The sequence below is a fragment of the Pseudomonas sp. R3-41 genome (assembly GCF_054161485.1).
In genome coordinates this window covers 2,294,048-2,318,597 of the sequence record NZ_CP096421.1, presented here as the reverse complement: position 1 = coordinate 2,318,597, position 24,550 = coordinate 2,294,048, and the positions used below count along the sequence as shown (strand labels likewise).

25 protein-coding genes and 3 pseudogenes are annotated in these 24,550 nt (G+C 59.3%); 12 read left to right on the top strand and 16 right to left on the bottom strand.

Annotated elements, in window-relative coordinates; translation table 11 throughout:
- Window positions 1-71 precede the first annotated feature (71 nt).
- Window positions 72-1,022 carry a GlxA family transcriptional regulator gene (locus M1D99_RS10475; RefSeq protein WP_458131740.1) on the bottom strand — a complete coding sequence of 317 codons (951 nt, stop codon included), beginning with the start codon at window positions 1,020-1,022 and terminating at the stop codon, window positions 72-74.
- Between the two features lie 334 nt (window positions 1,023-1,356).
- Here M1D99_RS10475 and M1D99_RS10470 point away from each other — a divergent pair, with 334 nt between their 5' ends.
- Both M1D99_RS10470 and M1D99_RS10465 read left to right on the top strand, forming a co-directional pair.
- Window positions 1,357-2,079 (top strand): pirin family protein, encoded by a 723-nt coding sequence (locus tag M1D99_RS10470; RefSeq protein ID WP_186709727.1) that lies wholly within the window; start codon window positions 1,357-1,359, stop codon window positions 2,077-2,079.
- A gap of 398 nt (window positions 2,080-2,477) precedes the next feature.
- Complete coding sequence (locus tag M1D99_RS10465; RefSeq protein ID WP_186709726.1) at window positions 2,478-2,891, top strand: hypothetical protein; 414 nt, start codon at window positions 2,478-2,480, stop codon at window positions 2,889-2,891.
- Between the two features lie 159 nt (window positions 2,892-3,050).
- On the opposite strand, the gene M1D99_RS10460 is transcribed toward M1D99_RS10465, so the two are convergent.
- Complete coding sequence (locus tag M1D99_RS10460) at window positions 3,051-4,094, bottom strand: GlxA family transcriptional regulator (RefSeq protein ID WP_186709725.1); 1,044 nt, start codon at window positions 4,092-4,094, stop codon at window positions 3,051-3,053.
- A gap of 289 nt (window positions 4,095-4,383) precedes the next feature.
- Here M1D99_RS10460 and M1D99_RS10455 point away from each other — a divergent pair.
- Window positions 4,384-5,466: pseudogene (locus M1D99_RS10455) on the top strand (HAMP domain-containing protein); the annotation flags it as partial.
- 339 nt (window positions 5,467-5,805) lie between these two features.
- Window positions 5,806-6,327 (top strand): annotated as a pseudogene (locus tag M1D99_RS10450) (methyl-accepting chemotaxis protein); the annotation flags it as partial.
- A gap of 1,211 nt (window positions 6,328-7,538) precedes the next feature.
- On the opposite strand, the gene M1D99_RS10445 reads toward M1D99_RS10450, so the two are convergent.
- From M1D99_RS10445 to M1D99_RS10420, 6 genes are read right to left on the bottom strand one after another with little or no spacing between them, the layout of a single operon-like run.
- A complete protein-coding gene (locus tag M1D99_RS10445) occupies window positions 7,539-9,281 on the bottom strand; it encodes an ABC transporter substrate-binding protein (protein WP_186707525.1) in 1,743 nt (580 codons plus the stop codon).
- A 50-nt stretch (window positions 9,282-9,331) separates the two neighbouring features.
- Window positions 9,332-9,604 carry a DUF2160 domain-containing protein gene (locus M1D99_RS10440; protein ID WP_186707524.1) on the bottom strand — a complete coding sequence of 91 codons (273 nt, stop codon included), beginning with the start codon at window positions 9,602-9,604 and terminating at the stop codon, window positions 9,332-9,334.
- Window positions 9,605-9,614: 10 nt separating this feature from the next.
- The gene (locus tag M1D99_RS10435; protein WP_014337490.1) at window positions 9,615-10,415 is read right to left on the bottom strand and encodes a carbohydrate ABC transporter permease; all 801 of its coding nucleotides are present in this window, start codon (window positions 10,413-10,415) and stop codon (window positions 9,615-9,617) included.
- A gap of 10 nt (window positions 10,416-10,425) precedes the next feature.
- The gene (locus tag M1D99_RS10430; protein WP_030142069.1) at window positions 10,426-11,292 is read right to left on the bottom strand and encodes a carbohydrate ABC transporter permease; all 867 of its coding nucleotides are present in this window, start codon (window positions 11,290-11,292) and stop codon (window positions 10,426-10,428) included.
- A complete protein-coding gene (locus tag M1D99_RS10425) occupies window positions 11,289-12,398 on the bottom strand; it encodes an ABC transporter ATP-binding protein (RefSeq protein ID WP_186707523.1) in 1,110 nt (369 codons plus the stop codon). Before M1D99_RS10425 ends, M1D99_RS10430 begins: the two co-directional genes overlap by 4 nt.
- Window positions 12,398-13,492, bottom strand: coding sequence for an ABC transporter ATP-binding protein (locus M1D99_RS10420; protein WP_458131739.1), 1,095 nt, complete (start codon window positions 13,490-13,492; stop codon window positions 12,398-12,400). Before M1D99_RS10420 ends, M1D99_RS10425 begins: the two co-directional genes overlap by 1 nt.
- 421 nt (window positions 13,493-13,913) lie before the next feature.
- On the opposite strand from M1D99_RS10420, the gene M1D99_RS10415 reads away from it, so the two are divergent.
- Window positions 13,914-15,758 carry a sigma-54-dependent Fis family transcriptional regulator gene (locus M1D99_RS10415; protein WP_186707521.1) on the top strand — a complete coding sequence of 615 codons (1,845 nt, stop codon included), beginning with the start codon at window positions 13,914-13,916 and terminating at the stop codon, window positions 15,756-15,758.
- A gap of 127 nt (window positions 15,759-15,885) precedes the next feature.
- Here M1D99_RS10415 and M1D99_RS10410 read toward each other — a convergent pair whose 3' ends face one another.
- A complete protein-coding gene (locus tag M1D99_RS10410; protein ID WP_186707520.1) occupies window positions 15,886-16,431 on the bottom strand; it encodes an anti-virulence regulator CigR family protein in 546 nt (181 codons plus the stop codon).
- Between the two features lie 128 nt (window positions 16,432-16,559).
- On the opposite strand from M1D99_RS10410, the gene M1D99_RS10405 reads away from it, so the two are divergent.
- Both M1D99_RS10405 and M1D99_RS10400 read left to right on the top strand, forming a co-directional pair.
- Complete coding sequence (locus M1D99_RS10405) at window positions 16,560-17,771, top strand: MFS transporter (protein WP_458131738.1); 1,212 nt, start codon at window positions 16,560-16,562, stop codon at window positions 17,769-17,771.
- 222 nt (window positions 17,772-17,993) lie between these two features.
- Entirely contained in the window at window positions 17,994-18,200 is a 207-nt protein-coding gene (locus M1D99_RS10400; protein WP_027912993.1) for a hypothetical protein, read from the top strand.
- Between the two features lie 53 nt (window positions 18,201-18,253).
- On the opposite strand, the gene M1D99_RS10395 is transcribed toward M1D99_RS10400, so the two are convergent.
- Both M1D99_RS10395 and M1D99_RS10390 read right to left on the bottom strand, forming a co-directional pair.
- Window positions 18,254-18,562, bottom strand: coding sequence for an AzlD family protein (locus M1D99_RS10395; RefSeq protein WP_186707518.1), 309 nt, complete (start codon window positions 18,560-18,562; stop codon window positions 18,254-18,256).
- Window positions 18,559-19,269, bottom strand: a pseudogene (locus M1D99_RS10390) (AzlC family ABC transporter permease). Before M1D99_RS10390 ends, M1D99_RS10395 begins: the two are co-directional and overlap by 4 nt.
- Window positions 19,270-19,448: 179 nt before the next feature.
- Between M1D99_RS10390 and M1D99_RS10385 the strand changes: the two are divergent.
- Complete coding sequence (locus tag M1D99_RS10385; RefSeq protein ID WP_458131737.1) at window positions 19,449-19,586, top strand: hypothetical protein; 138 nt, start codon at window positions 19,449-19,451, stop codon at window positions 19,584-19,586.
- Window positions 19,573-20,001 (top strand): DUF2628 domain-containing protein, encoded by a 429-nt coding sequence (locus M1D99_RS10380; RefSeq protein ID WP_458131736.1) that lies wholly within the window; start codon window positions 19,573-19,575, stop codon window positions 19,999-20,001. The genes M1D99_RS10385 and M1D99_RS10380 overlap by 14 nt, the downstream gene beginning before the upstream one ends.
- Before the next feature lie 128 nt (window positions 20,002-20,129).
- Here M1D99_RS10380 and M1D99_RS10375 read toward each other — a convergent pair whose 3' ends face one another.
- The 3 genes from M1D99_RS10375 to M1D99_RS10365 form a co-directional block, all read right to left on the bottom strand.
- Entirely contained in the window at window positions 20,130-20,399 is a 270-nt protein-coding gene (locus M1D99_RS10375; RefSeq protein WP_458131735.1) for a YceK/YidQ family lipoprotein, read from the bottom strand.
- A gap of 91 nt (window positions 20,400-20,490) precedes the next feature.
- Window positions 20,491-21,132: a PDZ domain-containing protein gene (locus tag M1D99_RS10370; RefSeq protein WP_458131734.1), complete on the bottom strand. Its 642-nt coding sequence runs from the start codon at window positions 21,130-21,132 to the stop codon at window positions 20,491-20,493.
- 105 nt (window positions 21,133-21,237) lie between these two features.
- A complete protein-coding gene (locus M1D99_RS10365) occupies window positions 21,238-21,687 on the bottom strand; it encodes a PACE efflux transporter (protein WP_458131733.1) in 450 nt (149 codons plus the stop codon).
- 104 nt (window positions 21,688-21,791) lie between these two features.
- Here M1D99_RS10365 and M1D99_RS10360 point away from each other — a divergent pair, with 104 nt between their 5' ends.
- From M1D99_RS10360 to M1D99_RS10350, 3 genes are all read left to right on the top strand, one after another.
- Window positions 21,792-22,676 carry a LysR substrate-binding domain-containing protein gene (locus M1D99_RS10360; protein WP_458131732.1) on the top strand — a complete coding sequence of 295 codons (885 nt, stop codon included), beginning with the start codon at window positions 21,792-21,794 and terminating at the stop codon, window positions 22,674-22,676.
- Between the two features lie 198 nt (window positions 22,677-22,874).
- Window positions 22,875-23,138: a type II toxin-antitoxin system HicA family toxin gene (locus M1D99_RS10355; protein ID WP_331716618.1), complete on the top strand. Its 264-nt coding sequence runs from the start codon at window positions 22,875-22,877 to the stop codon at window positions 23,136-23,138.
- On the top strand, window positions 23,135-23,467 hold the full coding sequence (locus M1D99_RS10350; RefSeq protein WP_053123417.1) for a type II toxin-antitoxin system HicB family antitoxin: 333 nt from the start codon (window positions 23,135-23,137) through the stop codon (window positions 23,465-23,467). The genes M1D99_RS10355 and M1D99_RS10350 overlap by 4 nt, the downstream gene beginning before the upstream one ends.
- A gap of 151 nt (window positions 23,468-23,618) precedes the next feature.
- Here the strand turns inward: M1D99_RS10350 and M1D99_RS10345 are convergent, their stop codons facing one another.
- The gene (locus tag M1D99_RS10345) at window positions 23,619-23,831 is read right to left on the bottom strand and encodes a hypothetical protein (protein WP_053123419.1); all 213 of its coding nucleotides are present in this window, start codon (window positions 23,829-23,831) and stop codon (window positions 23,619-23,621) included.
- 140 nt (window positions 23,832-23,971) lie between these two features.
- Window positions 23,972-24,478, bottom strand: coding sequence for an AAA family ATPase (locus M1D99_RS10340; RefSeq protein ID WP_434575111.1), 507 nt, complete (start codon window positions 24,476-24,478; stop codon window positions 23,972-23,974).
- Window positions 24,479-24,550: the final 72 nt, after the last annotated feature.

Here is a 24,550-nt window from a genome sequence, read left to right as displayed (position 1 = left end):
GCACGCCGCAGGACAATGCTGGCACAGGGAGCACCACGGACATCACGGTGCCTTGGACGGACACCGACGGCTCAACTGAACTGCTGACGATATTGCACCGGAGTCAGGCCGAGCTTTTCACCGAACAGAAAACGCATGTGCCGCACACTGCCGAAGCCGCTGCGAAACGCCACGGTCTTGAGTGGCAGGTCAGTGGTTTCCAGCAACTGACGCGCCCGGTCGATGCGTGCGCCTTGCAGGAACTCCATGGGCGTCATCTTCACTTCTCGGGCAAAGACCCGGGCGAAATGCCGCGCACTCATGGCGGCCAGCGCGGCCATGCGTTCGATGGTGAAGGGCTCTTCCAGGTGCTCCATCACATGATTCTGCACCCGGGTGATGGCCGATTCCTGTGTCGACACCGCCGCCACCGAGGGACTGAACTGCGCCTGGCCACCCTGGCGTTTCATCACCACCAACAACACCTTGGCCACGTCCAACGCGACTTTGCGGCCATGGTCCTGGGCGACGATGGACAGGGCCAGGTCGATCCCGGCGGTGACGCCGCCCGAGGTGATCAGGCGGCGGTCCTGCAGGAAGATCTTGTCGGTTTCCACCAGGGCCTTGGGGAAATGCTGGATCAGGCGTTCGGTGTAATGCCAATGGGTAGTGACGCGATAACCGTCGAGCAAGCCCGCCTCACCGAGCACAAAGGCGCCGGTGCAGATGGAACCGTAGCGCGTCGCCCGTTGCGCCGCGGCGCGCAGCCAGGTGTGCAGCCCCGGATGCTGGTCGTTATAGGCCCCCGGCCCGCCCGGCACCAACAACACGTCATAGGCCGCCCAGGCCTGGTCGATATGGATATCGGCCTGCACCGCCACGCCGTTGGATGCGCGCAACGGCCCGCGTTCGGTCCCCAGGGTCAGCAGTTGATAACGCTGGTTCGTGTCGAGGTAACGATTGGCGATGGAAAACACCTCCAGCGGCCCGGCCATGTCGAGCAGCAAGAAATCCGGGAACAGCACCATTGCAACGGTTTTCATCAAGAAAGACGCCAAAAAATCGAGGGGAACTGTAGGCCACAGATGATCCCATGTGGGAGCGGGCTTGCTCGCGAAAGCGGTGTGTCAGTCGACGAAAATACTGCTTGTTGCGCTGCTTTCGCGAGCAAGCCCGCTCCCACAGGTTCATCGTCGGGCTGACGATTAGCATTATGTCGAAGCGAAGCATCCGCCGGTAGGCATTCTCGATTGTCCACTCAAAACGGACAGTCTTTCATTTTCCACCTGCTTATTGAATATCTCGGTAACCATTAACCTTCTTCTGAACCCGGCGAACGGCCCCAGCCGCCGCCCAAAGACATCAGGAGAATTCATCATGCTGACCCTTCGCAAAGCTTCGGACCGCGGCATTGCTCGCCACGGCTGGCTGACCTCGTTCCACACCTTCTCGTTCGCCAGCTACCGCAACCTCAACGAACAGGGCTTCTCCGACCTGCTGGTCATCAACGACGACCGGGTCGCCGCCGCCAAGGGTTTTGGCCAGCATCCGCACCGGGACATGGAGATCTTTTCCTATGTGCTCGAAGGGGCGCTGGAACACAAGGACACCCTGGGCACGGGCTCGGTCATTCGCCCCGGTGACGTGCAGTTGATGAGCGCCGGCAGCGGCGTGGCCCACAGCGAGTTCAACCACAGCGCGGACGAGCCGGTGCACTTCCTGCAGATCTGGATCGTGCCCGACGTCAGCGGTGCCACCCCCCGTTATCAACAGGAGCACTTCAGCCGCGAGCAGAAACAGGGACGCCTGCAATTGATCATCTCCCCGGATGGCGCCGACGGCTCGCTCCAGGTGCGCCAGGACGCGCGGGTCTACGCCGGGTTGTTCGATGGCGAGCAACGCGCCACCCTGGCCCTGGCAGCGGATCGTTATGCCTACGTGCACGTGGCCCGGGGCGCTGTCGAGCTTAACGGCGTGCAATTACAGGAAGGGGATGGCGTGCGGGTGCGCCAGGAGCAGGCCCTGACCTTGAGCAATGGCCAGGATGCCGAGGTGCTGGTGTTCGATCTGCGGCCGCAGGAATTGCCGCAGATGCCATGAAGCACCGTGGGAGAAACTGCCACAGATGACATGGATCAACCTTTAACCCCTGTGGGAGCGAGCTTGCTCGCGATAGCGGAGTGTCAATCACATGAGTATCAGCTGACCTGACGCCATCGCGAGCAAGCTCGCTCCCACATTGGATTAACGATGGGTCAAATTCAGGCTTTGATCTATTTGGAGCTACAGCACGCTTCGGACAGCATCATCGTCTAATCTGAACGCGCTCGTCTGTTGCCACGAAGCACGGCGAACTATAAAGTTCCCGAAAATATTTCGTTTCTGACCGACGGTCATTGATACTGTCTGAAGTAAATTGACCCAACGCAAGAGCCTAGGCAAAATGATTTCACTTTGCCACCAATTCTCTCCCGACTTGCTTATTCACGGAAGAAAGCATGAAAACCGCCATATCCTTCGCTTTAATCTCGATTGCGTGCAGTGCGACCGCGGACGTTCAGAACATCAAATACCTATATGATGATTCGGACGCCGTGTACTCCATCGTCTCGTCTGTCGACAGCGGTTCAGCCATCCAGGCCACCGTGCAGAGAAAGGGCACTTACTTCACCAACTACACGAAACTGGAACTCGACTGTGCCAGCCGCAATGTACGGCACATGGGCATGTACAACAGTCTCGCAGGGTTGGAGAAAGCCGAGTTCGACCAGATGCAAGGACGAATCATCGACGGCTCGATCGCCGACGAAGTCGGCAAGACGCTGTGCAAGGAGACGACCTTGACCGCATCGCAAGCCGCACCGCAAACCGAAGACCTGCCTACCGAAACACAAACCGACGATAACAGCTGACGCGTGAGCTGTGTGGGAGCAAAGCTTGCTCGCGATGCAGGCGCCTCGTTTTCCCAGAAGATCGCGTCATCTTCATCGCGGGCAAGCCTTGCTCCCACATAGCTCCCCGGCAATGCCCTATCCCCGCCCCAGATACTCATCCCTGATCAACCAGCGTCTTCATCGCAAGGCTTGCTTGCGCTCCGATTTCGAACGGTAGCTGCCAGGCGGTACACCGAAGAAATCCCGAAAACGACGCTGGAAGTGCGGCGAACTGACGAAACCTGTCGCCACGGCGATTTCGGTCACGGACCGATTGGTCTGCTGGATGAGTTGGCGCGCGCGCGTCAGGCGCAGCTCCAGGTAATAACGTGTGGGGGTCGCACCGAGAAAACTGCAGAAGCGCCGCTCCAACTGGCGCTTGGAAATCTTTACGCACGCCGCCAGTTCATCGATGGTCAAGGGCTCTTCTACGTTCTGCCACATCAGTTCCAACGCCAACTTGAGGCTTTCCGGCAGCGTCGGGTCGGTCTCGACAAAAACCGGCGGCAAGTCTGTCGCATCCTCGCCGGACTCATCGCAACGCAGGATTTCCTCGATAGCCCCCACCAACATCGCCCCGCCCGTCTGGCGGATCAACTGGAGCATCATGCGCAGCGAACTGTTGGCCCCCGCGCAACTGACCCGCTCCCGGTCAACCACATAGGCTCGATTGGACACCTTCACATGGGGGAACACCTCCGCCATCATGGCGCGGCTTTCGGGGTGAACAGCGCATTCGAAACCATCCAGCAGATTGGCATCCGCCACAAAGAAGGCGCCGTTCCACAGCCCGCCCAGGATCGCCCCGGACGTCGCGTTGGCCCGCAGCTTGCGGCGCAGCAATGGATGGCCTTGCAACTTCACGCGAAAGCCCCCGGCAACGATCAGCACATCCTGGTTTTCCGGTATCTGCGCCAGTTCGATGTCCGTCGAGATGACAATGCCCAGGTCGCTCGTCACCTGCCCACCCGACACCCCCACCGTCAGCACCTCGTAGAGGGGCATGTCGCTCATCAGGTTGGCGGTCACCAGCGCGTCCACGGCGCCGGTGAAAGACATCATCGAGAAGTTGTCCATCAATACAAACGCGACGCGGATCGGCGCCTGGCTGGCGGGTGCCGATCCGAGTGGCCGATAAGCCATGTTCTTGTTTTTGAGTACGCTCTCGAATGCGCTTGGCATAGGGCCTCGTTAGTACATTAAAGATGAGGATTGGCTGCACGTGGGTGCCCTGCCGAAGGGCGAAGGCGCAGCACAGACCACGTTATCTTCCAGACAAGTCAAGCCGGCTGCATTCGCACCTGCGCCGTCTACCGGTCGGCCCGCGCCAAAAAAGGCAAGCCTCAAGTGCCTAAGACTTTGGTCGATACACTGGCAGTAGGCATGGGCGCTTTTCCCTTCCAGAGACTCGCAACGCCAACCACAGCCGTTTCCGCCGTTCCAACACTTAAAATATTCCGCGGGAGAAGTCATGAATATCAAACAGAAGCTGACATGGGCGTTCGCGACCATCGCCTGCCTTCCCGTTATCCTGGTGGCGGTGCTTGTCGTACTGAACCTGCGCGACGCTGCGAAAGCCAACTTCCTGGACAGCAGCGGCCGAGAAATCCGCCAGATCGACAACGGCATGAAGCAGTTCTTCGATGGCATCAGCCAGAACGTCGAATACTTCGCCAAGGATCCACGGATCGTCGCAGCCAAGGATCTGAAAAACTACTCCGGTGCCGACGCCGCACAAACCCCGCTTACCGAGAACAATAAACAGCTGCTGGAGATCTTCGACCGATTCGCCAAGAGTCACCCGACGACCGCCTACCTTTCCCTGGGCTTGGCCGACGGCGGTTATGCCAGTTGGCCTGACGACCCCAAAATCTCCAACTACGACCCACGGGTGCGTCCATGGTACAAGGCGGCCATCGCCGCGCCGGGCACCACCGTGCGCACCGACGCTTATTATTGGGCGCCGGATGATGTGTCGTTGATCGGCATCGTGCACACGGTTTCCGACGCCGCCGGCAAGCTGGTGGGCGTGGTCGGCCTGGACGTGTCGCTCAAGCAACTGACCGAATTGGTGAAGAACATCAAGCTGGGCGACAGTGGCTACCTGATGCTGGTGGAAGCCAACGGCAACGTCCTGGTGGACGCCGCCGATGCCAAGCACAACTTCAAGCCGCTGGCCGACCTGGGCCCCAACTATGCCGAGCTGGCCAAAAGCAGCGATGGCGTGACCCAGATCGAGATCGACGGCGTGCCCTACATGGCCAACGTGGTCAGTTCCAAAGGGTTGGGCTGGCGCTTCATTGGCCTGATCAAACGCGATGAAGTGATGGCCGAGGCTTCGAGCCTGACTTGGCTGATCGCCATCATCGCCGCCGCGCTGGCCGCGGTCTTCGCTGTGGTGGGCGCCAGTTTCGCCAGCGTCATCGTGCGGCCGATTCGCGGCGTAGCCAACGGCCTGCAGGAAATCGCCGAGGGTGAAGGCGACCTCACCCGTAAACTCTCGGTGCAAGGCAAGGACGAAACGGCCACCCTGGCGGGCTGGTTCAACCAATTCCTGGGCATGATCGCCCAACTGATGCAGCGCATCGGCAGCGCCTCTTCCGACTTGCAGACCGCCGCAGCCGATACCAGCCACGTGGCCCAGAACATGAACGACGCCGCCGGGCGCCAACGCCAGGCAGTTGAATTGGTGAGCACCGCATTCAACGAAATGGTTGCCACCGCCAACGAAGTGGCCCGCTCGTGCAGCCAGGCCGCCACCAGTGCGGACGAGGGCTATCGCGATGTACACGATGGTCAGCACCATATCGGCGAAGCCACGGGCAGCGTGCTGAAACTGAGCGAGGACCTGCAGCAGTCGACCCAGACCATGCAGGCGCTGGAGCAGGACAGCAAGAACATCAACACCATCCTCGACACCATTCGTTCCATCGCCGAGCAGACCAACCTGCTGGCCCTCAACGCCGCCATCGAGGCCGCGCGCGCCGGTGACCAGGGTCGCGGCTTTGCGGTGGTAGCCGATGAGGTACGGGCCCTGGCCCGCCGCACCGCCGACTCCACCGGCGAGATCGACAGCCTGCTGGGCAACCTCGCACGGCGCACCCAGGAAGTAACCCAGCAGATGCAAAGCAGCCTGCAGGTGTCACACACCAGCGTCGAGCGCATCCAGCAGGCGCGGGACAGCTTCGACAAGATCCGCAACTCGGTGGACTCGATTCGCGACCAGAACACGCAAATCGCCACGGCGGCAGAGCAACAGCACCAGGTCGCCGAGGACATCAACCGGCACATCGCGCAGATTCATGCCGATGCGCAGCTGGTTGAAGAGTTTGCTCACACGGCGCAGACCGGCTCGGGGCGCTTGACGGATATTTCTGGACAGCTCAAGGGGTTGGTGGGGCGCTTCAAGTTCTAAACCGGGCTTACGTCCACTGAAGATCAAATGTGAGAGCGGGCTTGCTCGCGGTTGCAGCGGCACAGTCAATACTGATGCAAGCTGACCCACCGCCTTCGCGAGCAGGCTCGCTCCCACAGTGGACTTGTGGTGCCAGCAATACCTGCATTCACCACAAAACCCTGTGGGAGCCGAGCCTGCTCGCGATGGCGGCGGGACATTCAGCATTCCGGTGACAGGCACACCGCTTTCGCGAGCAAGCCCGCTCCCACAGTGGACTTGTGATGTCAGCCATATCTGCGTTCACCACAAAACCCTGTGGGAGCCGAGCTTGCTCGCGATGGCGGCGGGACATTCAGCATTCCGGTGACAGGCACACCGCTTTCGCGAGCAAGCCCGCTCCCACAGTGGACTTGTGGTGCCAGCCATATCTCCGTTCACCACAAAACCCTGTGGGAGCCGAGCTTGCTCGCGATGGCGGCGGGACATTCAAACATACCCGTGACAGGTACACCGCTTTCGCGAGCAAGCCCGCTCCCACAGTGGACTTGTGGTGCCAGCCATATCTGCGTTCACCACAAAACCCTGTGGGAGCCGGGCTTGCTCGCGATGGCGGCGGGACATTCAAACATACCCGTGACAGGTACACCGCTTTCGCGAGCAAGCCCGCTCCCACAGTGGACTTGTGGTGCCAGCCATATCTGCGTTCACCACAAAACCCTGTGGGAGCCGGGCTTGCTCGCGATGGCGGCGGCACAGTCAATACTGATGCAAGCTGACCCACCGCCTTCGCGAGCAGGCTCGCTCCCACACTGGACTTGTGATGTCAGCCATATCTGTATTCACCACAAAACCCTGTGGGAGCCGAGCTTGCTCGCGATGACGGCGGGACATTCAGCATTCCGGTGACAGGCACGCCGCTTTCGCGAGCAAGCCCGCTCCCACAGTGGACTTGTGGTGCCAGCAATATCTGCGTTCACCACAAACCCTGTGGGAGCCGAGCTTGCTCGCGATGGCGGCGGGACATTCAGCATTCCGGTGACAGGCACGCCGCTTTCGCGAGCAAGCCCGCTCCCACAGTGGACTTATGGTGCCAGCAATACCTGCATTCACCACAAAACCCTGTGGGAGCGAGCCTGCTCGCGAAGGCGGTGGGCCTGCCTGTCGCCGTAAGCCCAGGCAAAAAAAAAACGGCACCTTTCGGTGCCGTTTTCACACTCACAGCGGGGGCTTTACTTGCGGGCCGCCTCCCACGACTTCAACAGCTCGGTGTAGCTCACGGTTTCGCCTTTCGGCTTCTCGTTCGCCAGTTTCGGCTTCGGAGCACCCGGCTGGTCGAACCAGTATTGCGCGTCGCGCTCAGGGTTCATCTTAGGTGCGCAGGTGGCTTGGGCCTTGGAGCGTTCCAGACGCGTCATGATCGCGTCCTGGTCCTTGGCCAAGCCATCGAGGGCTTGCTGTGGGGTCTTCTCGCCGCTGGCCGCTTCGGCGATGTGGCTCCACCACAGTTGCGCAAGGCGTGGATAATCCGGCACGTTGGTCCCGGTCGGGGTCCATTGCACGCGGGCCGGGCTGCGGTAGAACTCCACCAGGCCACCGAGCTTCGGCGCCAGGTCGGTCAGGGCCTGGGAGTTGATGTCCGACTCACGAATCGGCGTCAGGCCGACGATGGTCTTCTTCAACGATACCGTCTTGGACGTCACGAACTGCGCATAGAGCCAGGCCGCGAGTTTCTGCTTCTCAGGCGTGGACTTCATGAACGTCCACGAACCCACGTCCTGATACCCCAGCTTCATGCCCTCTTCCCAATACGGACCGCGTGGCGACGGCGCCATGCGCCATTTCGGCGTGCCGTCGGCATTCACCACCGGCAGGCCCGGCTTGGTCATGTCGGCGGTGAAAGCGGTGTACCAGAAAATCTGCTGGGCGATGTTGCCTTGGGACGGCACCGGGCCGGATTCGGAGAAGGTCATGCCCGCCGCTTCCGGTGGCGCGTATTTCTTCATCCAATCCACGTATTTGGTGGTGGCGAACACGGCCGCAGGACCATTGGTGTCGCCGCCACGGGTCACGCTGGAACCGACCGGATGGCAGTCCTCGACACGAATGCCCCACTCGTCCACGGGTAAACCGTTGGGCAGGCCCTTGTCGCCGCCACCGGCCATGGAGAACCAGGCATCGGTGAAGCGCCAGCCCAGGGACGGGTCTTTCTTGCCGTAGTCCATGTGGCCGTAGACGCGCTTGCCGTCGATTTCCTTGACGTCTTCGGAGAAGAACTTGGCGATGTCTTCATAGGCCGACCAGTTCACCGGTACGCCCAACTCGTAGCCGTACTTTTCCTTGAACTTGGCCTTCAGGTCCGCACGCTCGAACCAGTCGGCGCGGAACCAGTACAGGTTGGCGAACTGCTGGTCGGGCAGTTGATAAACCTTGCCGTCCGGCGCGGTGGTGAAGGAAATACCGATGAAGTCCTTCAGGTCCAGGGTCGGCGAAGTGAAGTTCTTGCCTTCGTTGGCCATCAGGTCGGTGATCGACTCGGTTTTGCCGTAGCGAAAGTGCGTGCCAATCAGGTCCGAGTCGTTGACCCAGCCGTCATAGATATTCTTGTCCGACTGCATCTGGGTCTGCAGCTTCTCCACCACGTCGCCTTCCTGAAGCAGGTCGTGAGTCAGCTGGATCCCGGTGATTTCGTTAAAGGCCTTGGCCAATACCTTGGATTCATACTCGTGGGTGGCGATGGTTTCCGACACTACGTTGATTTTCATCCCGCGAAACGGTTCGGCGGCCTTGATGAACCACTTCAATTCTTCAAGCTGCTGCTCGGCTGTCAGGGTCGACGGCTTGAATTCACTGCCGATCCATTTTTTAGCGGCGTCTTCATAGGCGTCGGCCCAGGCCGTAGCGCTCAGCCCGCTGAGTGCCAGCATGGCTGCCAATGAAACGCTATGTCGCAGCTTATTGTTTTTATCGAACATAGAGACCTCTCCTGTTTGGGTTTAAGAGCCTGATCGTCGCGTTGTCGCGATTAGCCCCACCGCATCACTGCCAACAGCCACACCAAAGACAACGCGAACGCTATCCAGATGCTCCAGTCGGTCACGCCAATCACCAGCAGGTGCAGATAGGCGCTACCGAGAAGACCAATAAACAACCGATCGCCACGGGTCGTGGCAATCGGCAGGAAACCACGCCGAGGGATACTCGGCGAACGCAATTCCCACGTCGTCATGCCCACCAGCAGCAAGGCGATGACACCAAAAAACGCCGCCGTCGGGACGGTCCAGTTCATCCATTCCATCATCGACTCCTCAGACCCGGCCCAGGGCAAAGCCCTTGGCTACGTGGTTGCGAACGAACCAGATCACCAGCATGCCCGGCAGGATGGTCAACACCCCCGCCGCCGCCAGCACCCCCCAGTCGATACCGGACGCCGACACCGTACGGGTCATGACCGCCGCGATCGGCTTGGCATTCACCGAGGTGAGCGTACGGGCCAGCAACAGCTCGACCCAGGAAAACATGAAGCAGAAAAATGCCGTGACGCCGATGCCGGAGCCGATCAACGGAATGAAGATCTTGGCGAAGAACTTGGGGAAACTGTAGCCGTCAATGTAGGCGGTCTCGTCAATTTCTTTCGGCACCCCGGACATGAACCCTTCGAGGATCCACACCGCCAACGGCACGTTGAACAGGCAGTGAGCCAGGGCCACGGCGATATGGGTGTCAAACAGGCCGATGGACGAATACAGCTGGAAGAACGGCAACAGGAACACTGCCGGTGGCGCCATCCGGTTGGTCAGCAGCCAGAAGAACAGATGCTTGTCCCCCAGGAACCGATAACGGGAAAACGCATAGGCCGCCGGCAACGCAACGCCCAGGGAAATCACCGTGTTCAGGCTCACGTAGTACAGCGAGTTGAGGTAACCGGTGTACCAACTCGGGTCGGTGAAGATCACCTTGTAGTTGTGGAAGGTGAAATCGTGGGGCCACAGGGTCAGGCCGCCAAGGATCTCGGTGTTGCTCTTGAACGACATGTTCAGCAGCCAGTAGATGGGCACCAGCAGGAACAGGATGTAGATCAGCAGGGGTATCAGCTTTCTCTTGCTCATTGTGCGGGCCTCAACGGTTGGCGTCGGAGTGCGTCATGGCGGTGTAGAACAGCCAGGACACCAACAGAATGATCAGGAAGTACACCAGGGAAAACGCCGCCGCCGGGCCCAGGTCGAATTGGCCGATGGCCATCTGCGTCAGGGTCTGACTGAGGAACGTGGTGGCGTTACCCGGCCCGCCGCCGGTGAGCACGAACGGCTCGGTGTAAATCATGAAGCTGTCCATGAAGCGCAGCATCACGGCGATCAGCAGCACGCTCTTCATCTTCGGCAACTGGATGTGCCGGAACACCGCCCAGTTGGACGCCCGGTCGATCCGCGCCGCTTGATAATAGACGTCGGGAATCGCCCGCAGCCCCGAATAACACAGCAGCGCCACCAACGACGTCCAGTGCCAGACGTCCATCACCAGCACGGTGACCCAGGCGTCCATGGTGTTGGCCGCATAGTTGTAGTTGATGCCCAGGCCGTTAAGGGTGGAGCCCAGCAAACCGATGTCGGCGCGGCCGAAAATCTGCCAGATGGTGCCAACCACGTTCCACGGGATCAGCAACGGAATCGCCAGGATGATCAGCACCAGGGACGACCACTTGCCCTTGGTCGGCATGGTCAGGGCGATGGCGATGCCCAGGGGAATTTCGATCAGCAGCACGCACGCCGAGTAGATGAATTGGCGCAGCAGCGAATCGTGCAGCCGTGGATCGAGCAGCACCTGCTTGTACCAATCGGCGCCGACGAAGTAGCGGCTGGACTGATCGAAGATGTCCTGCACCGAATAGTTGACCACCGTCATCATCGGGATCACGGCGCTGAAGGCCACCAGCAGGAATACTGGCAGCACTAACCACCAGGCCTTGTTGTTCTGCACCTTGTTCATGGCTGCACCTCGCCAGTGGATTCGAGCAGATATTCATCGGCATAGACCATCAGCCATTGCGCCGGGAAACTGATGTACGCCGTGCCTTCCGGTACAGGCTTGTCTTCGGCCAGGCGGACCTTCAGCGGTGCGCCATCGAGGTTGAGGGTCAGGATCTTGTAGGTGCCCAGGTCTTCGACGTGGACCACGTCGGCCCGCATCGCGTCGTCGTAAGGGCCATCCCAGACATGCACGAACTCGGGGCGAATGCCGACCTTCAGGCTTTTGCCCTCGGCTTCGGCGATACGCCGTTGCAAGGTGTCCGACAGGGGCAAATGGGTCGAGGCGAAGCCGACGCCACCGGGCTGCGCCGTGACCTCGATCAGGTTCATCCCCGGGCTGCCGATGAAGTAGCCGACAAAGGTGTGGCTGGGGCGCTCGAACAAATCCCGAGGCGTGCCGAACTGCACGATCTGGCCGCCGTACATCACCGCGATCTTGTCGGCGAACGTCGAGGCTTCCAACTGGTCGTGGGTGACGTAGACCATGGTGATGTTGAACTGCTCGTGGATCTGCTTGAGCTTGCGCCGCAGTTTCCATTTCAGGTGCGGGTCGATCACCGTCAGCGGCTCGTCGAACAGGATCGCCGACACATCGTCGCGCACCAACCCGCGGCCCATGGAGACTTTCTGTTTCTCATCGGCGGTGAGGTTGCGGGCCTTTTTGTCCAGCAGGTTCTGCAGGTCCAGGACCTCGGCGATTTCCTGCACCTTGGTGTGGACCCTCGCCTCGGCCATGCCCTGGTTGCGCAGCGGGAACGCCAGGTTGTCAAACACCGTCATGGTGTCGTAGACCACCGGGAACTGGAACACCTGGGCGATGTTCCGGCGTTCCGGGGTCAGGTCGTTGACGACTTTGCTGTCGAACATCACCTGCCCTTCGGAAGGGCTGAGCAAGCCGGAAATGATGTTGAGCAAGGTGGATTTGCCGCAGCCCGAAGGGCCGAGCAGCGCATAGGCGCCGCCCTGCTCCCAGATATGGTTCATCTCGCGGATCGCATAGTCCTCGGGGCCCGCCGGGGTGCTGGTGTAGCTGTGGGCGAGGTTCTGCAAACGAATTTCAGCCATCAGGCAACCCTCGCAATACGCAGGCCCGGGGCCTGGACCAGCTTGCCTTGGGCATCGAAGACAAACAGTTTATGGGTCGGAATGTAGATGCGGATCGGCGCGTCCACGTCGTACTCATGCACCCCTGGCAAGTGCAGCACCAGCAGGAAATGTTCGTTGCGCACATGCAGGAACGTCTCCGAGCCGCTGATCTCGGCTACCTCGACGGTCACCGCCAGTTCGAGGTCGTCGTCATTGCTTGGCACCAGGGAAATATGGCTGGGGCGCACGCCGAAACGAAACTCACCCTCGCCCACCGGGCGCAGGTCGACGTTCAGCGGGAAATGCACGAAATTGGCGAAGCTGACTTCATTGCCGGCAATACGACCCGGCATGAGGTTGATCGGTGGCTCGGAAAACAGCTCGGCGGCCAGCACGGTTTGCGGCTGGTGGTAGACGGAAGACGACTTGCCGCTCTGAATCACCCGGCCCTCGTGGAGGATCGTGGTGGTGCCGCCCAAGGCCAGTGCCTCGTTAGGCTCGGTGGTGGCGTAGACGGCGATGGTGTGGCGGGCCTGGAACAGCTCGCGCATTTCCTGGCGCAGCTCTTCGCGCAGCTTGTAGTCGAGGTTCACCAAAGGCTCGTCGAACAGGATCAGCTCGGCGTCCTTGACCAAGGCCCGGGCCATGGCCGTGCGCTGCTGCTGGCCGCCGGACAATTCCAGTGGATGGCGCTTGAGAAACTTCTCGATCCGCAACATTTTTGCGGTTTCCAGGACCTTGCTTTGGATGATTTCTTCGGACACACCGGCCTGGCGCAACGGCGAGGCGATGTTTTCGAAAACGGTCATGGTCGGGTAGTTGATGAACTGCTGGTAAACCATCGACACGTTGCGCAACCGCACCGGACGGTGGGTAACGTCGACGCCGTTCATCAGGATGCGGCCGCTGTCGGGCTTGTCCAGACCGGCCATCAGGCGCATGAGGCTGGTCTTGCCGGACAGGGTGCGGCCGAGCAGGACGTTGAAGGATCCGGGTTCGAAATTCAGATTGGCATCGTCGATCCAGGTCTGGCCTTCGACGGTGCGACAGATGTGCTCAAGCTTTAATGACATGGCTCGGCCTTTTTATTATTTGGAGTCAAGCGACCCGAGCTCCAAAGCGAAAGCCGTGCCAGAAATCACAAGCCCTTGATCAGGCTGATGTTTCCATGGATTAGCAGGCAAAAGGCTTTCGTTGATGAACAGAAGTGAACAATCAGGAATGAACAACTGAACAATGGACGGGTTGACAATGAACAATTTTGAACAACACTGAAAGAACGTTTTCGGCTAGCCTGGCTGCGATCCTGTGGGAGCGGGCTTGCTCGCGAAGGCGGTGTGTCAGCCAGCACAAATGTCGACTGTCACGACGCTTTCGCGAGCAAGCCCGCTCCCACAGGATCTGTGTATGAAGTGGTATTCAGGCCTGCCCCAGCACAAGGAGTCTGTGCGAGACTTGCCACAACAATAAAAACAGCTCCTGCGAGAGTGCCCCATGGCCGCACCTGCTCCTGCCTTGTCCCACGAGGCCATTATCCAGGCTTCCTGGTCCCGTTGCCGCGCCTTCGGCCTGAATCACCAGAGCGTGCCGGCCTTCGATCAGTTGCCCGCCCAAGGCATCGCCCACTTGCTGGAAAGCCAGCATTCGCTGGTGCAGACCACCCATCAGGAGGTCTTGCCGTATTACGAGAACATCCTCAGCAACTCCAATTGCCTGATCATGCTGGCCGACAACCAGGGCCAAGTGCTGACCTCCTGGGGCACCCAGCGCTTCATCGAGCCGAAACTGGCCCATGGCTTCAGCGCCGGGGCGAGCTGGATGGAGCGCTGCACCGGCACCAACGCCATCGGCACCGCGCTGGCCTGCGAACAGGCGGTGCACATCGAACACGATGAACACTTCCTCAAGGCCAACCGCTTCATGACCGGCTCCGCCGCGCCGATCTTCGATGCCGAGCGCAAGGTCATCGCCGTGCTGGACGTCTCCAGCGACAGCTACCTGCCGCCGTCCCACACCCTGGGCATGGTCAAGATGATGAGCCAGACCGTGGAGAACCGGTTGATCCTCAACCTGTTTCGCGGTGAACACTTCCAACTGACGTTCAACACCGGTTTGAACAACCTCGACAGCCAGTGGGCCGGGCTGTTGATTTTCGATGAAAGCGGCCAGGTGCTCTCGGCGAATCGACGCGCGGATAACCTGCTGGGCCTGAGCTTGTCACGGGTCAGCATCGAAAGCCTGTTCAAGGTGTCGCTGCTGGAACTGCTGAACCAGCCCGACGGCCTGCCGTTCGCCCTGCAAGCGTCTGGCAGCAATCGATTCCAATGTTTGCTCAGGCGCCCGAGTCAGGTGTCGATCAGGGCACGCGTGTTCACCGAAGCAACGCCTGCGCCGGCCCCCGCCAGCAACATCATCGGCCTCAACACCCTGCACTTCGGTGACAGCCGCGTGGAGAAAGCCGTGCGCCAGGCCGAGCGCTTGCTGGAGAAGGACATTCCACTGTTGATCCATGGCGAGACGGGCGTCGGCAAGGAAGTGTTCGTCAAGGCCCTGCACCAGGCCAGTTCGCGCGCCAAGCAGCCATTCATTGCCGTGAACTGCGCCGCGATCCCCGCCGAGTTGGTGGAGTCGGAATTGTTCGGTTATGAAAAAGGCGCGTTCACCGGCGCCAACCAGAAAGGCAGCATTGGCCTGATCCGCAAGGCCGACCGCGGCACGCTGTTCCTCGACGAGATCGGCGACATGCCCCTGCCGACCCAGGCCCGGCTGCTGCGGGTGTTGCAGGAACGTTGTGTGCAACCGGTGGGCAGCGCCGAGCTGTTCCCGGTGGACATCCGCATCATCTCCGCCACCAACCGCTCGCTGCGCGAACAGGTGCAGTTGGGGCGGTTTCGCGAAGACTTGTACTACCGCATCGGCGGCCTGACCCTGGAACTGCCGCCCTTGCGCGAACGCAGCGACAAGCAGGCCCTGTTCAAGCGCCTGTGGGAACACCACCGCGAACCGACCCAATGGGCCGGCCTGAGCCGTGAGGTATTGGACCTGTTTGAACGCCACCCCTGGCCGGGCAACCTGCGACAGGTCAGCAGCGTGCTGCAAGTGGCCCTGGCGATGGCCGAGGAACAGCCGATCCGTCCGGAACACCTGCCCGACGACTTTTTTGTCGACCTGGAAATGGAACCGGTGGAAACGCCTGAACCACTGACGGTGGACCTCAACGATGCCGAGGACTTGAACCGCCAGTTGCAAGCCGTGGGCGGGAATATCTCGCACCTGGCGCGACGACTGGGGGTCAGCCGCAATACCTTGTACAAACGCCTGCGGCAGTTGGAGAGCTGATACAAAACCTGTAGGAGCGGGCTTGCTCGCGAAGGCGTCGCGTCAGCCAAATCAACGTTGAATGACACACCGCTATCGCGAGCAAGCCCGCTCCCACAGGTTTCATTTCCTAACTGGAAGTACCGACTCAGTCGAACGCACCGTTGAGCACTTCATAAATGATGCCAGTGGCAATCGCCACCAGGATCAGGTCCGTGCCGACCTGCTGCCATTCATAACCGTCATAGTGCGGCAAGCGCCCCAACAGCCGGCCATCGAGCTTCTTGGCAATGCCAGGTGGCAACGGCTTGCCTCGGGCCAGATTTTTCTGGATGCCCGGCGGCAATGCCGGGCCGGGGCTCCAATAATCGCGATAACCCCCAATCACACCCAGGATGCCGCCCCGGTCGATGCTGGGGGCGTTATGCCAATCACCGCCACCGCCTTGGTTTCCCTTGCCGCCTTGGTTGCCCTTGTTGCCGGGATTGCCTTGACCGCCCTGATTACCCTTGTTACCAGGATTGCCTTGCCCACCTTTGTTGCCCTGCCCGCCCTTGCCTCCTTGCCCTTGACCGGGCCCTTGATCGAATTGAGCGTTTCCCTTGCCGTTTCCCGGGTCCGCGACAACAATGCCTGGGCCCGCCGCCAAGGCGAAACAGGTAACAGCAGCAATCAACGAGCGCGATTTGAACATGGCAGTTCTCTCGAAAAAGGGACATCCCCTGTAAAGATATAGAGACTAACGGTGATATTAGTTCCATATCACGCTGCGCGTCGCTTGCCTGGACCGGAAACACCTGAACACCGCAATCAAGGAGCTCCATGCGCAAGGATTACCTGGCTTTTTTCGTCTCGATGTTCCTCTCGCGGTTGGCCGATCAGATCTTGCTGTTCATCGTCCCGCTGATTGTTTTCCAGACCACCAACAGCGTCTCCTGGGCGGGCCTGGCGTTCTTTGTCGAATCCCTGCCGCGCTACCTGGCGTTCCCGATCTGCGGCGCGCTGTGCGACAAGTTCCCGCCGATTCGCATCCTGCACATCAGCCAGGTCTATCGCGCCGCAGCCTGCGGCGTCGCAGTCGTGCTCTATGGCGTCTTCGGCGGTGTCTATTGGATCGTGGCACTGTCGGCCCTCTGTGGCGTGTTGACCACCCAAGGCATCATGGCCCGCGAAGTGGTCTTGCCTTACATCTTCAAGCACTACACCTACACCAAGACGCTGTCCTATTCGCAAATCGCCGACCAGACCGGCTTGGTACTGGGCCCGCTGGTCGCTGCGCTGCTGCTTGAGGTGTGGGCGTGGCACTGGGTGGTGCTGGCGATCGCCGGGCTGTTCCTGCTGGCAGACCTGGCCATGTTGTACTGGCAGCGCACCAGCTCGGTCGCCCTTGAGTCCTTCGAGCAACACCATGACCTCTGGTTGAACCCGCTGCGCATTGCCCTGGGCCACATTTGCAACCTGGCGGAACTGAAAAAAGTCATCAGCCTGGCGGTGGGCGTCAACCTGATCATCGGCGTCACCCTCGCCACGTCGGCAGCCATGGTCATCGGCCATTATGGCGCCGGAAAAGATGATTACGCCGGGTTGCAGGCGGCCGGTGCCGTGACCACCATCGTCATCCTGTTTCTCCTGGCCCGGATCACCTTGCCCTTGAAACTTCTCGGCGCCCTCTCCTACACGCTGATTGCCGTCGGCGCTTTCATCACCGCGCTCAGCCCGACCCTCTGGGGGTACGTCGTCGGTTTCCTGCTGATCGTCGGCTTCGACAAGATGTTCAACGTGTACATGCGCAGCATCCGTCAGCAGGTCATTCCCCCACAGGACTTTGGCAAGACCGTCGGCGTGATTACGCTGCTCAACAACCTCTCGCAACCGTTCGCGGGCTTGCTCGTCGCGGTGTTGGCGGCGCCTGTTGGGACGCAGGAAGTGATTCTGCTGCTGGCGGTGGTCACCAGCCTGATCGGAGTCGGTGTGGTCGTGATGAACAGGCAATCAACACAGGGGACAAGCGTCTACCGCACCGATGCAGATTGACCCTCGGCTTGTATTATCAGTGACTTATTCTTGAGGCATGGTTGCATCGTTGCCAGCGTCGATGCGCGTCTTCCCACCATTCGTCACCTGTTAAATGTTGGAATCTGCAGGCGACCATGTCTGGCTCAGGGTTTGCACTGGCCTGTCTCAGCAGCCAAGAACGACATAATTCTGACGCGGCGGCAAATTAATCAATGCTTGGTCAGCAAACGGAGATGTACCGTGTCAACTCTCAACGAAATCGCAGCGAACCACGCGAGAATGGCAAAGTTAAAGGAAGAAGAGTCGATGCGGTTGAGTGCGCTTCAGGGACAGGTAGTGGGAAGTTTTGAAATTCCCCCCATCGAGGCGCCCCAAGAGATGTCGCTGCATTTTATGACAGGTGTACAAGATCACTCGTTCGGCGAAGCGGCTGCGCTGAGTTTTTGACCTGGGCGTTGATGAGCCTCCGTCGCCCGTTTGTAAGCGGGCGACTCGGCCGTTCAAAACTGTCTGGCTAAAGCCGCTGCAAGTATGCCGGCCGCAATTGCCGGCAGCGGCTTTTTAAGGGTCAGCATGACGATTGCGGTGGCCAGCAAAGCCAGGCGTGCGCCGTTGTCACCTTTAACCGCCAGCGGAGCCAGTACCGCCACCAACACCGAGCCGGACATGGCTGTGATGAACTGCTGCACCCGATAGTTGATCGGCACGAACGACATCACGAAAACACCGCCCCACCGAGTGGCCAAGGTCACTGCGGCCATGATCAAGATGACAAGCAAGGTGCCATAACCCGCCGTTTCAATGTTCATCGTTGTTTCTCCATCCACACGGCGCCCAGAACGCCTCCCGCCAAAGCGCCCACCACGACATGGCTGTTAGCCGGCAAATACCAGAAGGCCAATAGCGATGAGCAGGCCGCCACCGTCCAGATGATGAACATGCGCAGGTTCTTTTTCCCGCCCACGACCATCGCCAACAAGAAACAGCCCATCACCATATCGAGCCCGAAACTGACCGGGTTCTCGATGGCGCTGCCAAAGTGAAGCCCCAGCCAACTGCCCAGGATCCAAGTGACCCAGAGCGCAATGCCGCCGCCGAATAGAATCCCCAGCCCCGGCTTGCCCCGACTGAACGCCTGCATCGCCATGGCCCAGTTGGCGTCCGAAACAACCAGCATGACACCGTAGCGTTTGGCGACGGGCAGCTCCCGCAACCACGGCTAAAGTGTCGCGCCCATCAATAGGTGCCGGGCGTTGATCGCGAAAACGGTGATCATCAGCGGAACGACCGGCACTTGCTGCCCCCACAGATCCAGCGCGGCAAATTGAGAAGCGCCCGCAAAAACCAGGGTGCTCATGAGCACGGCTGACGCATCGCTCAAGCCCGTTTGCGCAGCCGCCAGGCCGAAAGCAACGCCGAACACGACGACAAAAAGAGAAATGGGGATCAGTTGCTTGAAACCGTCGTAAATGTGCTTCAGCGTTAGCTCATGCAAATGGGGTTGATCGCTCGACAAAACATCGCCTCTTCTGGTTATCCACGGTGTAAAACTGGGAGTATGAGGCTCATTCTGTATACCGAAAACTTTTTACCGGGCAATCCAGCGAATCAATAGAGTGAAGCCCGTCACAGACCAGGCGACCGCACAAGCGGCCAGTGCGGAATGTTCCACACCTCCCGCCATAAAGCGGCAAAATGGGCGCCCTGAAGATTCACGCGCGTTCTGCGACAAAAACCAAAGCAGCCAATGCTCTGAACCAGAGCACAGGATTTCTTGGAAGAAAGAAAAAATTAATTATGGAAAACAGGAGCCTTGAAAATGAGCACGACTGAACAAGTAGGAAGCACCGGTAAATACAGCGCCAAATGGCAGGAACGCTTCGACTTCTTTGACACCTACGGTGCGCCAAGCGACCCGCGCTACAAGGAAGCCTTCAAGGCGCTGCCTGGCTTCAAGAAAAAAATCCTCATCAATGCAAACGTGATCGCATTTTTCTTCGGCCCTATCTACCTGTTCGTCCTGGGCCTCTGGAAGAAGAACCTGGCGCTGCTGGGTATTTTCCTGGCGATCAACATCGCCTTGAGCGTCATTTTCGCCATCATTGGCATGGAGTTTCCGCGGCCGTTGAGCACGGGGCTGAGCGTTGCCATGTCGATGATGTACGCGCTGATGGCCAACTACGCGTACTACCTCAAGGAAGTGAAAGGCGAACAAGGCTGGAACCCGTTCAAAGGCATGCGTCTCTGATTGCACCCTTGAGTCATCAAGAGCCCGCACCTCGTCATGAGTGTGCGGGCTCTTTGTTTCCGGGTCGTGGGAATGTGGATGGCCCAGCCTTTAGACCTCCGCAGCCCCGAATTTCGGGGCCGGTCCAACTAATTCCGAGTCGGTTCTTTAGCAAACAGGGTATAGGGCAAAAATAACGTATCGGCGACCAGGCTGAACGGCAGGTCAATCAATTCCAGTGGTGCCAAGACACGAAATACCCCGGCGTTTTCGTCCGTGGCGGCCTTGATCACTTCAATATCGGTAGAGGTCCCGCAATACGGATGGGGGCCACAGCTTGGACGATCATCAAAGGTTTCAGAGAGCGTCGAACAGCCTGCCAGCAGAGCAACGGCGAATATGCCTAGGAGGAATTTCATGCGGTCACTCAAGAATGCGGGCCGGAAAAAGAGCAATCCGCACTCTACTCCAAGCCTTGTGAAACGGGCGAGATAAGTTACGTGTCTTGCATCAGAGTGCCGTACTCCCGTCAGAAACAACAACCCGAACATCCGTCACCGCCCGATAACGCCAGACCTTTATCGAAGCGCTGTCACCCGGCGTCATGCGACCGATGATGGCCGTGACCTCGGAAGGACTGTTCACCACCGCCCCGGCGATTTCCAAAATGATGTCCCCCGCCAAAAGCCCCATTTTCGCGGAATCGGCCCCTGCCTCCGGACCAAACACCAACACCCCTTTCTCGGAAGGCAAACCGAAGCTCTTAACAACAGCAGGGGTGACTGCGCCGAGGTGCGCCCCTAGGTGTCCAGCCGCGACGGGCACGGGGGCGGCAATACTTTTGGCAAGTATCGGGGCTGGCGCTGCTGCCGCAGAGGGAACAGGATCGGCGGCAGCATTTGGCTGGGTTGCGCCGCCGCGGGAGCAATCTCGCTGAGCGACCACTTGATGAATCGCTTGCCGGATTCTTTCAGTCCGAGGCGTGGGGTACTGGTCATAGCTGTCCCGAGTAATCAACAACGTATTGCAGTCCATAGCCTCATAGGTTGCAGGAGACTCGGTAGTACGATGGTACTCGGCGTACTTCGCCTTTTCCTCTGCGCTCATGGGCAGAAAAATACAGCCCACGAGCAATGGGGAGGCTACTGCCATTAACGAAACGAGTCTGAGTGACATAGCCGTCCCTGAGGTTTTTGAGTTGGGAATTGAACGCTACTGTTTTGCCATGCATCTGTCCAATCCGTCCTCCTACTCCTCTCAACGGGCGTTGGAAACGGAACCCTGATCGGCCTGCGCCGAAAGCGGAACATCAAACACTCGATCAAACACCCACTGAAAAACCAGCGAGTAAAAAAAGAAAAACACGAACAACCCCAGGTTGGTCACCAGCGCCAGCCACAGGCTGATGCCCAACCATGCGCTAATCACCGGCGTGAGGATCAGCGTCAAGCCGCCTTCAAAACCAAGGGAATGCAGCAACCGCCGCTGCCAGTTGCGATGGCGGCTGGGTTGGCGACGCTCCCACCATTCGAAAAGGCCGTTGAAAAGCATGTTCCAGGCCAGCGCAACGGCGGAAATCACCAGGGACAGCAGGGTTGAATAGCCCATTCCTTGTTCGTAGGTCAGCGCCAGCGCCGGTGCCACGAACAGCACACCGCCGGCTTCATAGAGGATGGCCTGGAGGATTTTACGGGGCGTGCCTTGCATTGCTGGGCTCCTTGGCTGGGTTGGAAGACCACAGCCTGGCAAGTTGAGCCCCCGCGCACAATTGAGCTAAATTGAGCCACGCTCAACCTGAGTAACCCACCCGCATGTTCGCCAAACTGCCCCTCACCGCCTTGCGCGGCTTCGAGTCCGCCGCACGGCTGGGCAGCTTCAAGGCCGCGGCCCAGGAACTGAACATCAGCCCGGCGGCGATCTCCCATCAAGTCAAAAGCCTTGAAGCCTTCCTGGGTGTACGCCTGTTCGAACGTTCCAGCCAAAACGTGCGCCTGAGCGCCGACGGCGAGCGCCTTCACCCTTACATGCACCGCGCCCTGCTCGATATCCAACAGGGCCTGCAAATACTGTCGCCCTTGTGTGCCGCCCAGTCGCTGGTGGTGAGCACTACGCCGGCGTTCGCCAGTCTGTGGCTGATCCCTCGGCTCGGGGATTTCCACCGGTTGCATCCGGAGATCGACGTCAGCCTGCACAGCAGCAACGACGTAGTGGACCTGCGACGTGACGCCAGCATCGACCTGGCGATCCGCGCCCTGTTCACGCCGGATCCACAGCTGTTCGAACAGCCGTTGCTGGATGAGTATTTCGGTGTGTATTGCCGCCCCGGCTGGCAACCACCCGCAGCAGGCTCGCCTGTTGAACTGATCGACGTGCCATGGCTGAGCAGCGCCAAGGTGGCGATCGACTGGCCGGCATGGTGCGCCAAGGCCGGTACCCTGGGCTGGCTGGAAAATGCGCGTTTTCGGCGTTATGACGAGGAACAGCACGCCCTGCAAGCGGCGATCGCCGGGCATGGGCTGGTGCTCGCCAGCAATGTGCTGGTTGCCGACGCGGTTGCGCGGGGGGAGTTGATTGATTACCGGCCTGAGGTTCGTTTGGCGGGCGCGCGATATACGGTGGTGTGCGTGCCGGGGCGGGAGCGGCAGGTGGAGGTGAGGGCTTTTAGTGAGTGGTTATTGGGGTGGAGTATTGGTTGAATTGGATCAGCATGAAAGATCGTTTGCTGTCCGATTAAAGAGCGGATTTTTTTTGGATCCTTGCATAGGAAGCCGCACCAGAGCGTAGGGTATGGACAGATTTGTTCCTTTAGAAAAAGGCAGAAATGAAAATCTCGTCTCTGGTCCAAGCCTTGGTGGATTTGTACTGATAGGATCCTGCTATCTTTTTTTGATAGCATGAGCGAAATGAAGAACAGGCACCGGAAAATCCTAGAAGCGATCTACCGCACGCCAACCAGCGCGGCAGTAGTGTTTGCTGACATTGAGGCCTTAGTCGTTCATTTGGGCGGCCAAATACTGGAGCGCCAAGGATCGCGGGTCAAGCTCGTGTTACGAGAGACCCAGTGGCGCTGCCATCGGCCGCATCCTGGAAAGGAAGCCAAGAAGTATCAGGTAGAAGAAGCTCGAGAATTTCTCCAGCGGGCAGGAGTTGAACTATGAACAGCATGACCTATAAGGGCTACACAGCCCGTGTTGAGTTTGATGAGCGTGACGACATCTTCGTCGGTCGAGTTCTGGGAGTACGTGACATCATCAGCTTTCACGCCGCCTCAGTGACAGAACTGCGCGCCGAACTTGCTAGTGCTATCGAGGATTATTTGGCGGACTGTGTCGAACAAGGGGTAAGCCCCGAGAAGCCTGCCTCTGGAAAGGTGATGCTGCGCATTCGTCCTGAAGTGCATGCTGCCGCGACCATTGCCGCCCAAGCTGCTGGCAAGAGCCTGAACCAATGGGCCGACGAGGTGTTTGAGCGCGCAGCACACGCCTGACGATAAACCGGATGCTCCTGCCAGCCCACCCCAGGCCAAGAAGGAAAATCCATCTTCTGAATCTGTGGCCGTCCGAGCACAACGGATCCCTGTAGCGCCTTCAGCGCAGTAGGACAGCGGAGCGCGACTCGCGCCCCTCCTTTCCTCGCCCTCAGGGAAGAGGCGGACTCGCCGCGAAATCCGTAGGGATATTGAGAAAGGAATGCCAGGCATCTACAGCGTCATGATGCCGTTGGGCGGCATCTTCCCAAAAAGGACCGGATACCTCTTTCGCAGAAACCAACATCATCATCTTAATCGTCGCGGCATCCAGCTCTTTGAGAAGCTCATGGGATGTGGCCCTGAATTCTTCGAACGACGTCATTCCATTTGCCTCGGGCGGTGTTCACCGCCATTGAGGAATACATATTCCTCGATGAATGGAGTTCCCCGGGCGGCGGTAATTCCAAACGGTCGGACCGCCGGTCAATTCATTTCGAAGCCAACCTTCTACCGGTCCCAATCCTACTCCCTGGACAGAAATCGCTTGATGATCATCGAGACCGCTTGCGCCGCAGAGGCCATGGCTGTGTCTATGCAAAACGGAGCTTCGTCCCATGGCTCAAATTCATGATCCAGTACAGATTGCCAGGTAGGTGGCGTCAGCCCGGGGATGTCACCTTTCCTCGTTTCTACCCGGCGCTGATGTTCAGTTTTATCGGAGCAAATCACTTGAATATTTACCAACCGACTACCCGCCCGTGAGGCAACTTCGCTCCACGCGGTTCGGCTGTCGAGGACCGGATTGACACAATCAACGACAACCGTGCGGCCCAAACGAAGATTACTCAGGGCCAGCTCGTTGGCAACCATGTAACCACTGCGCCCCACATCTTGCGCAAGCGCCCCCGAGTTTCGAATCGCCTGTTCAATCGTATCGATCCGCAGGTACACGGCGCCTGTCGTAGCGGCGAGATCATGGGCGATAGTCGTTTTCCCGGTGCCGGGAAGGCCGCTGAAGACGATGAGCATTCCAGGTCCTTGAATGAGTGAGTTAATCCCGTATAGGCAGCAGCCAGTTATACGGCAGTAGAAAGCAAAAAC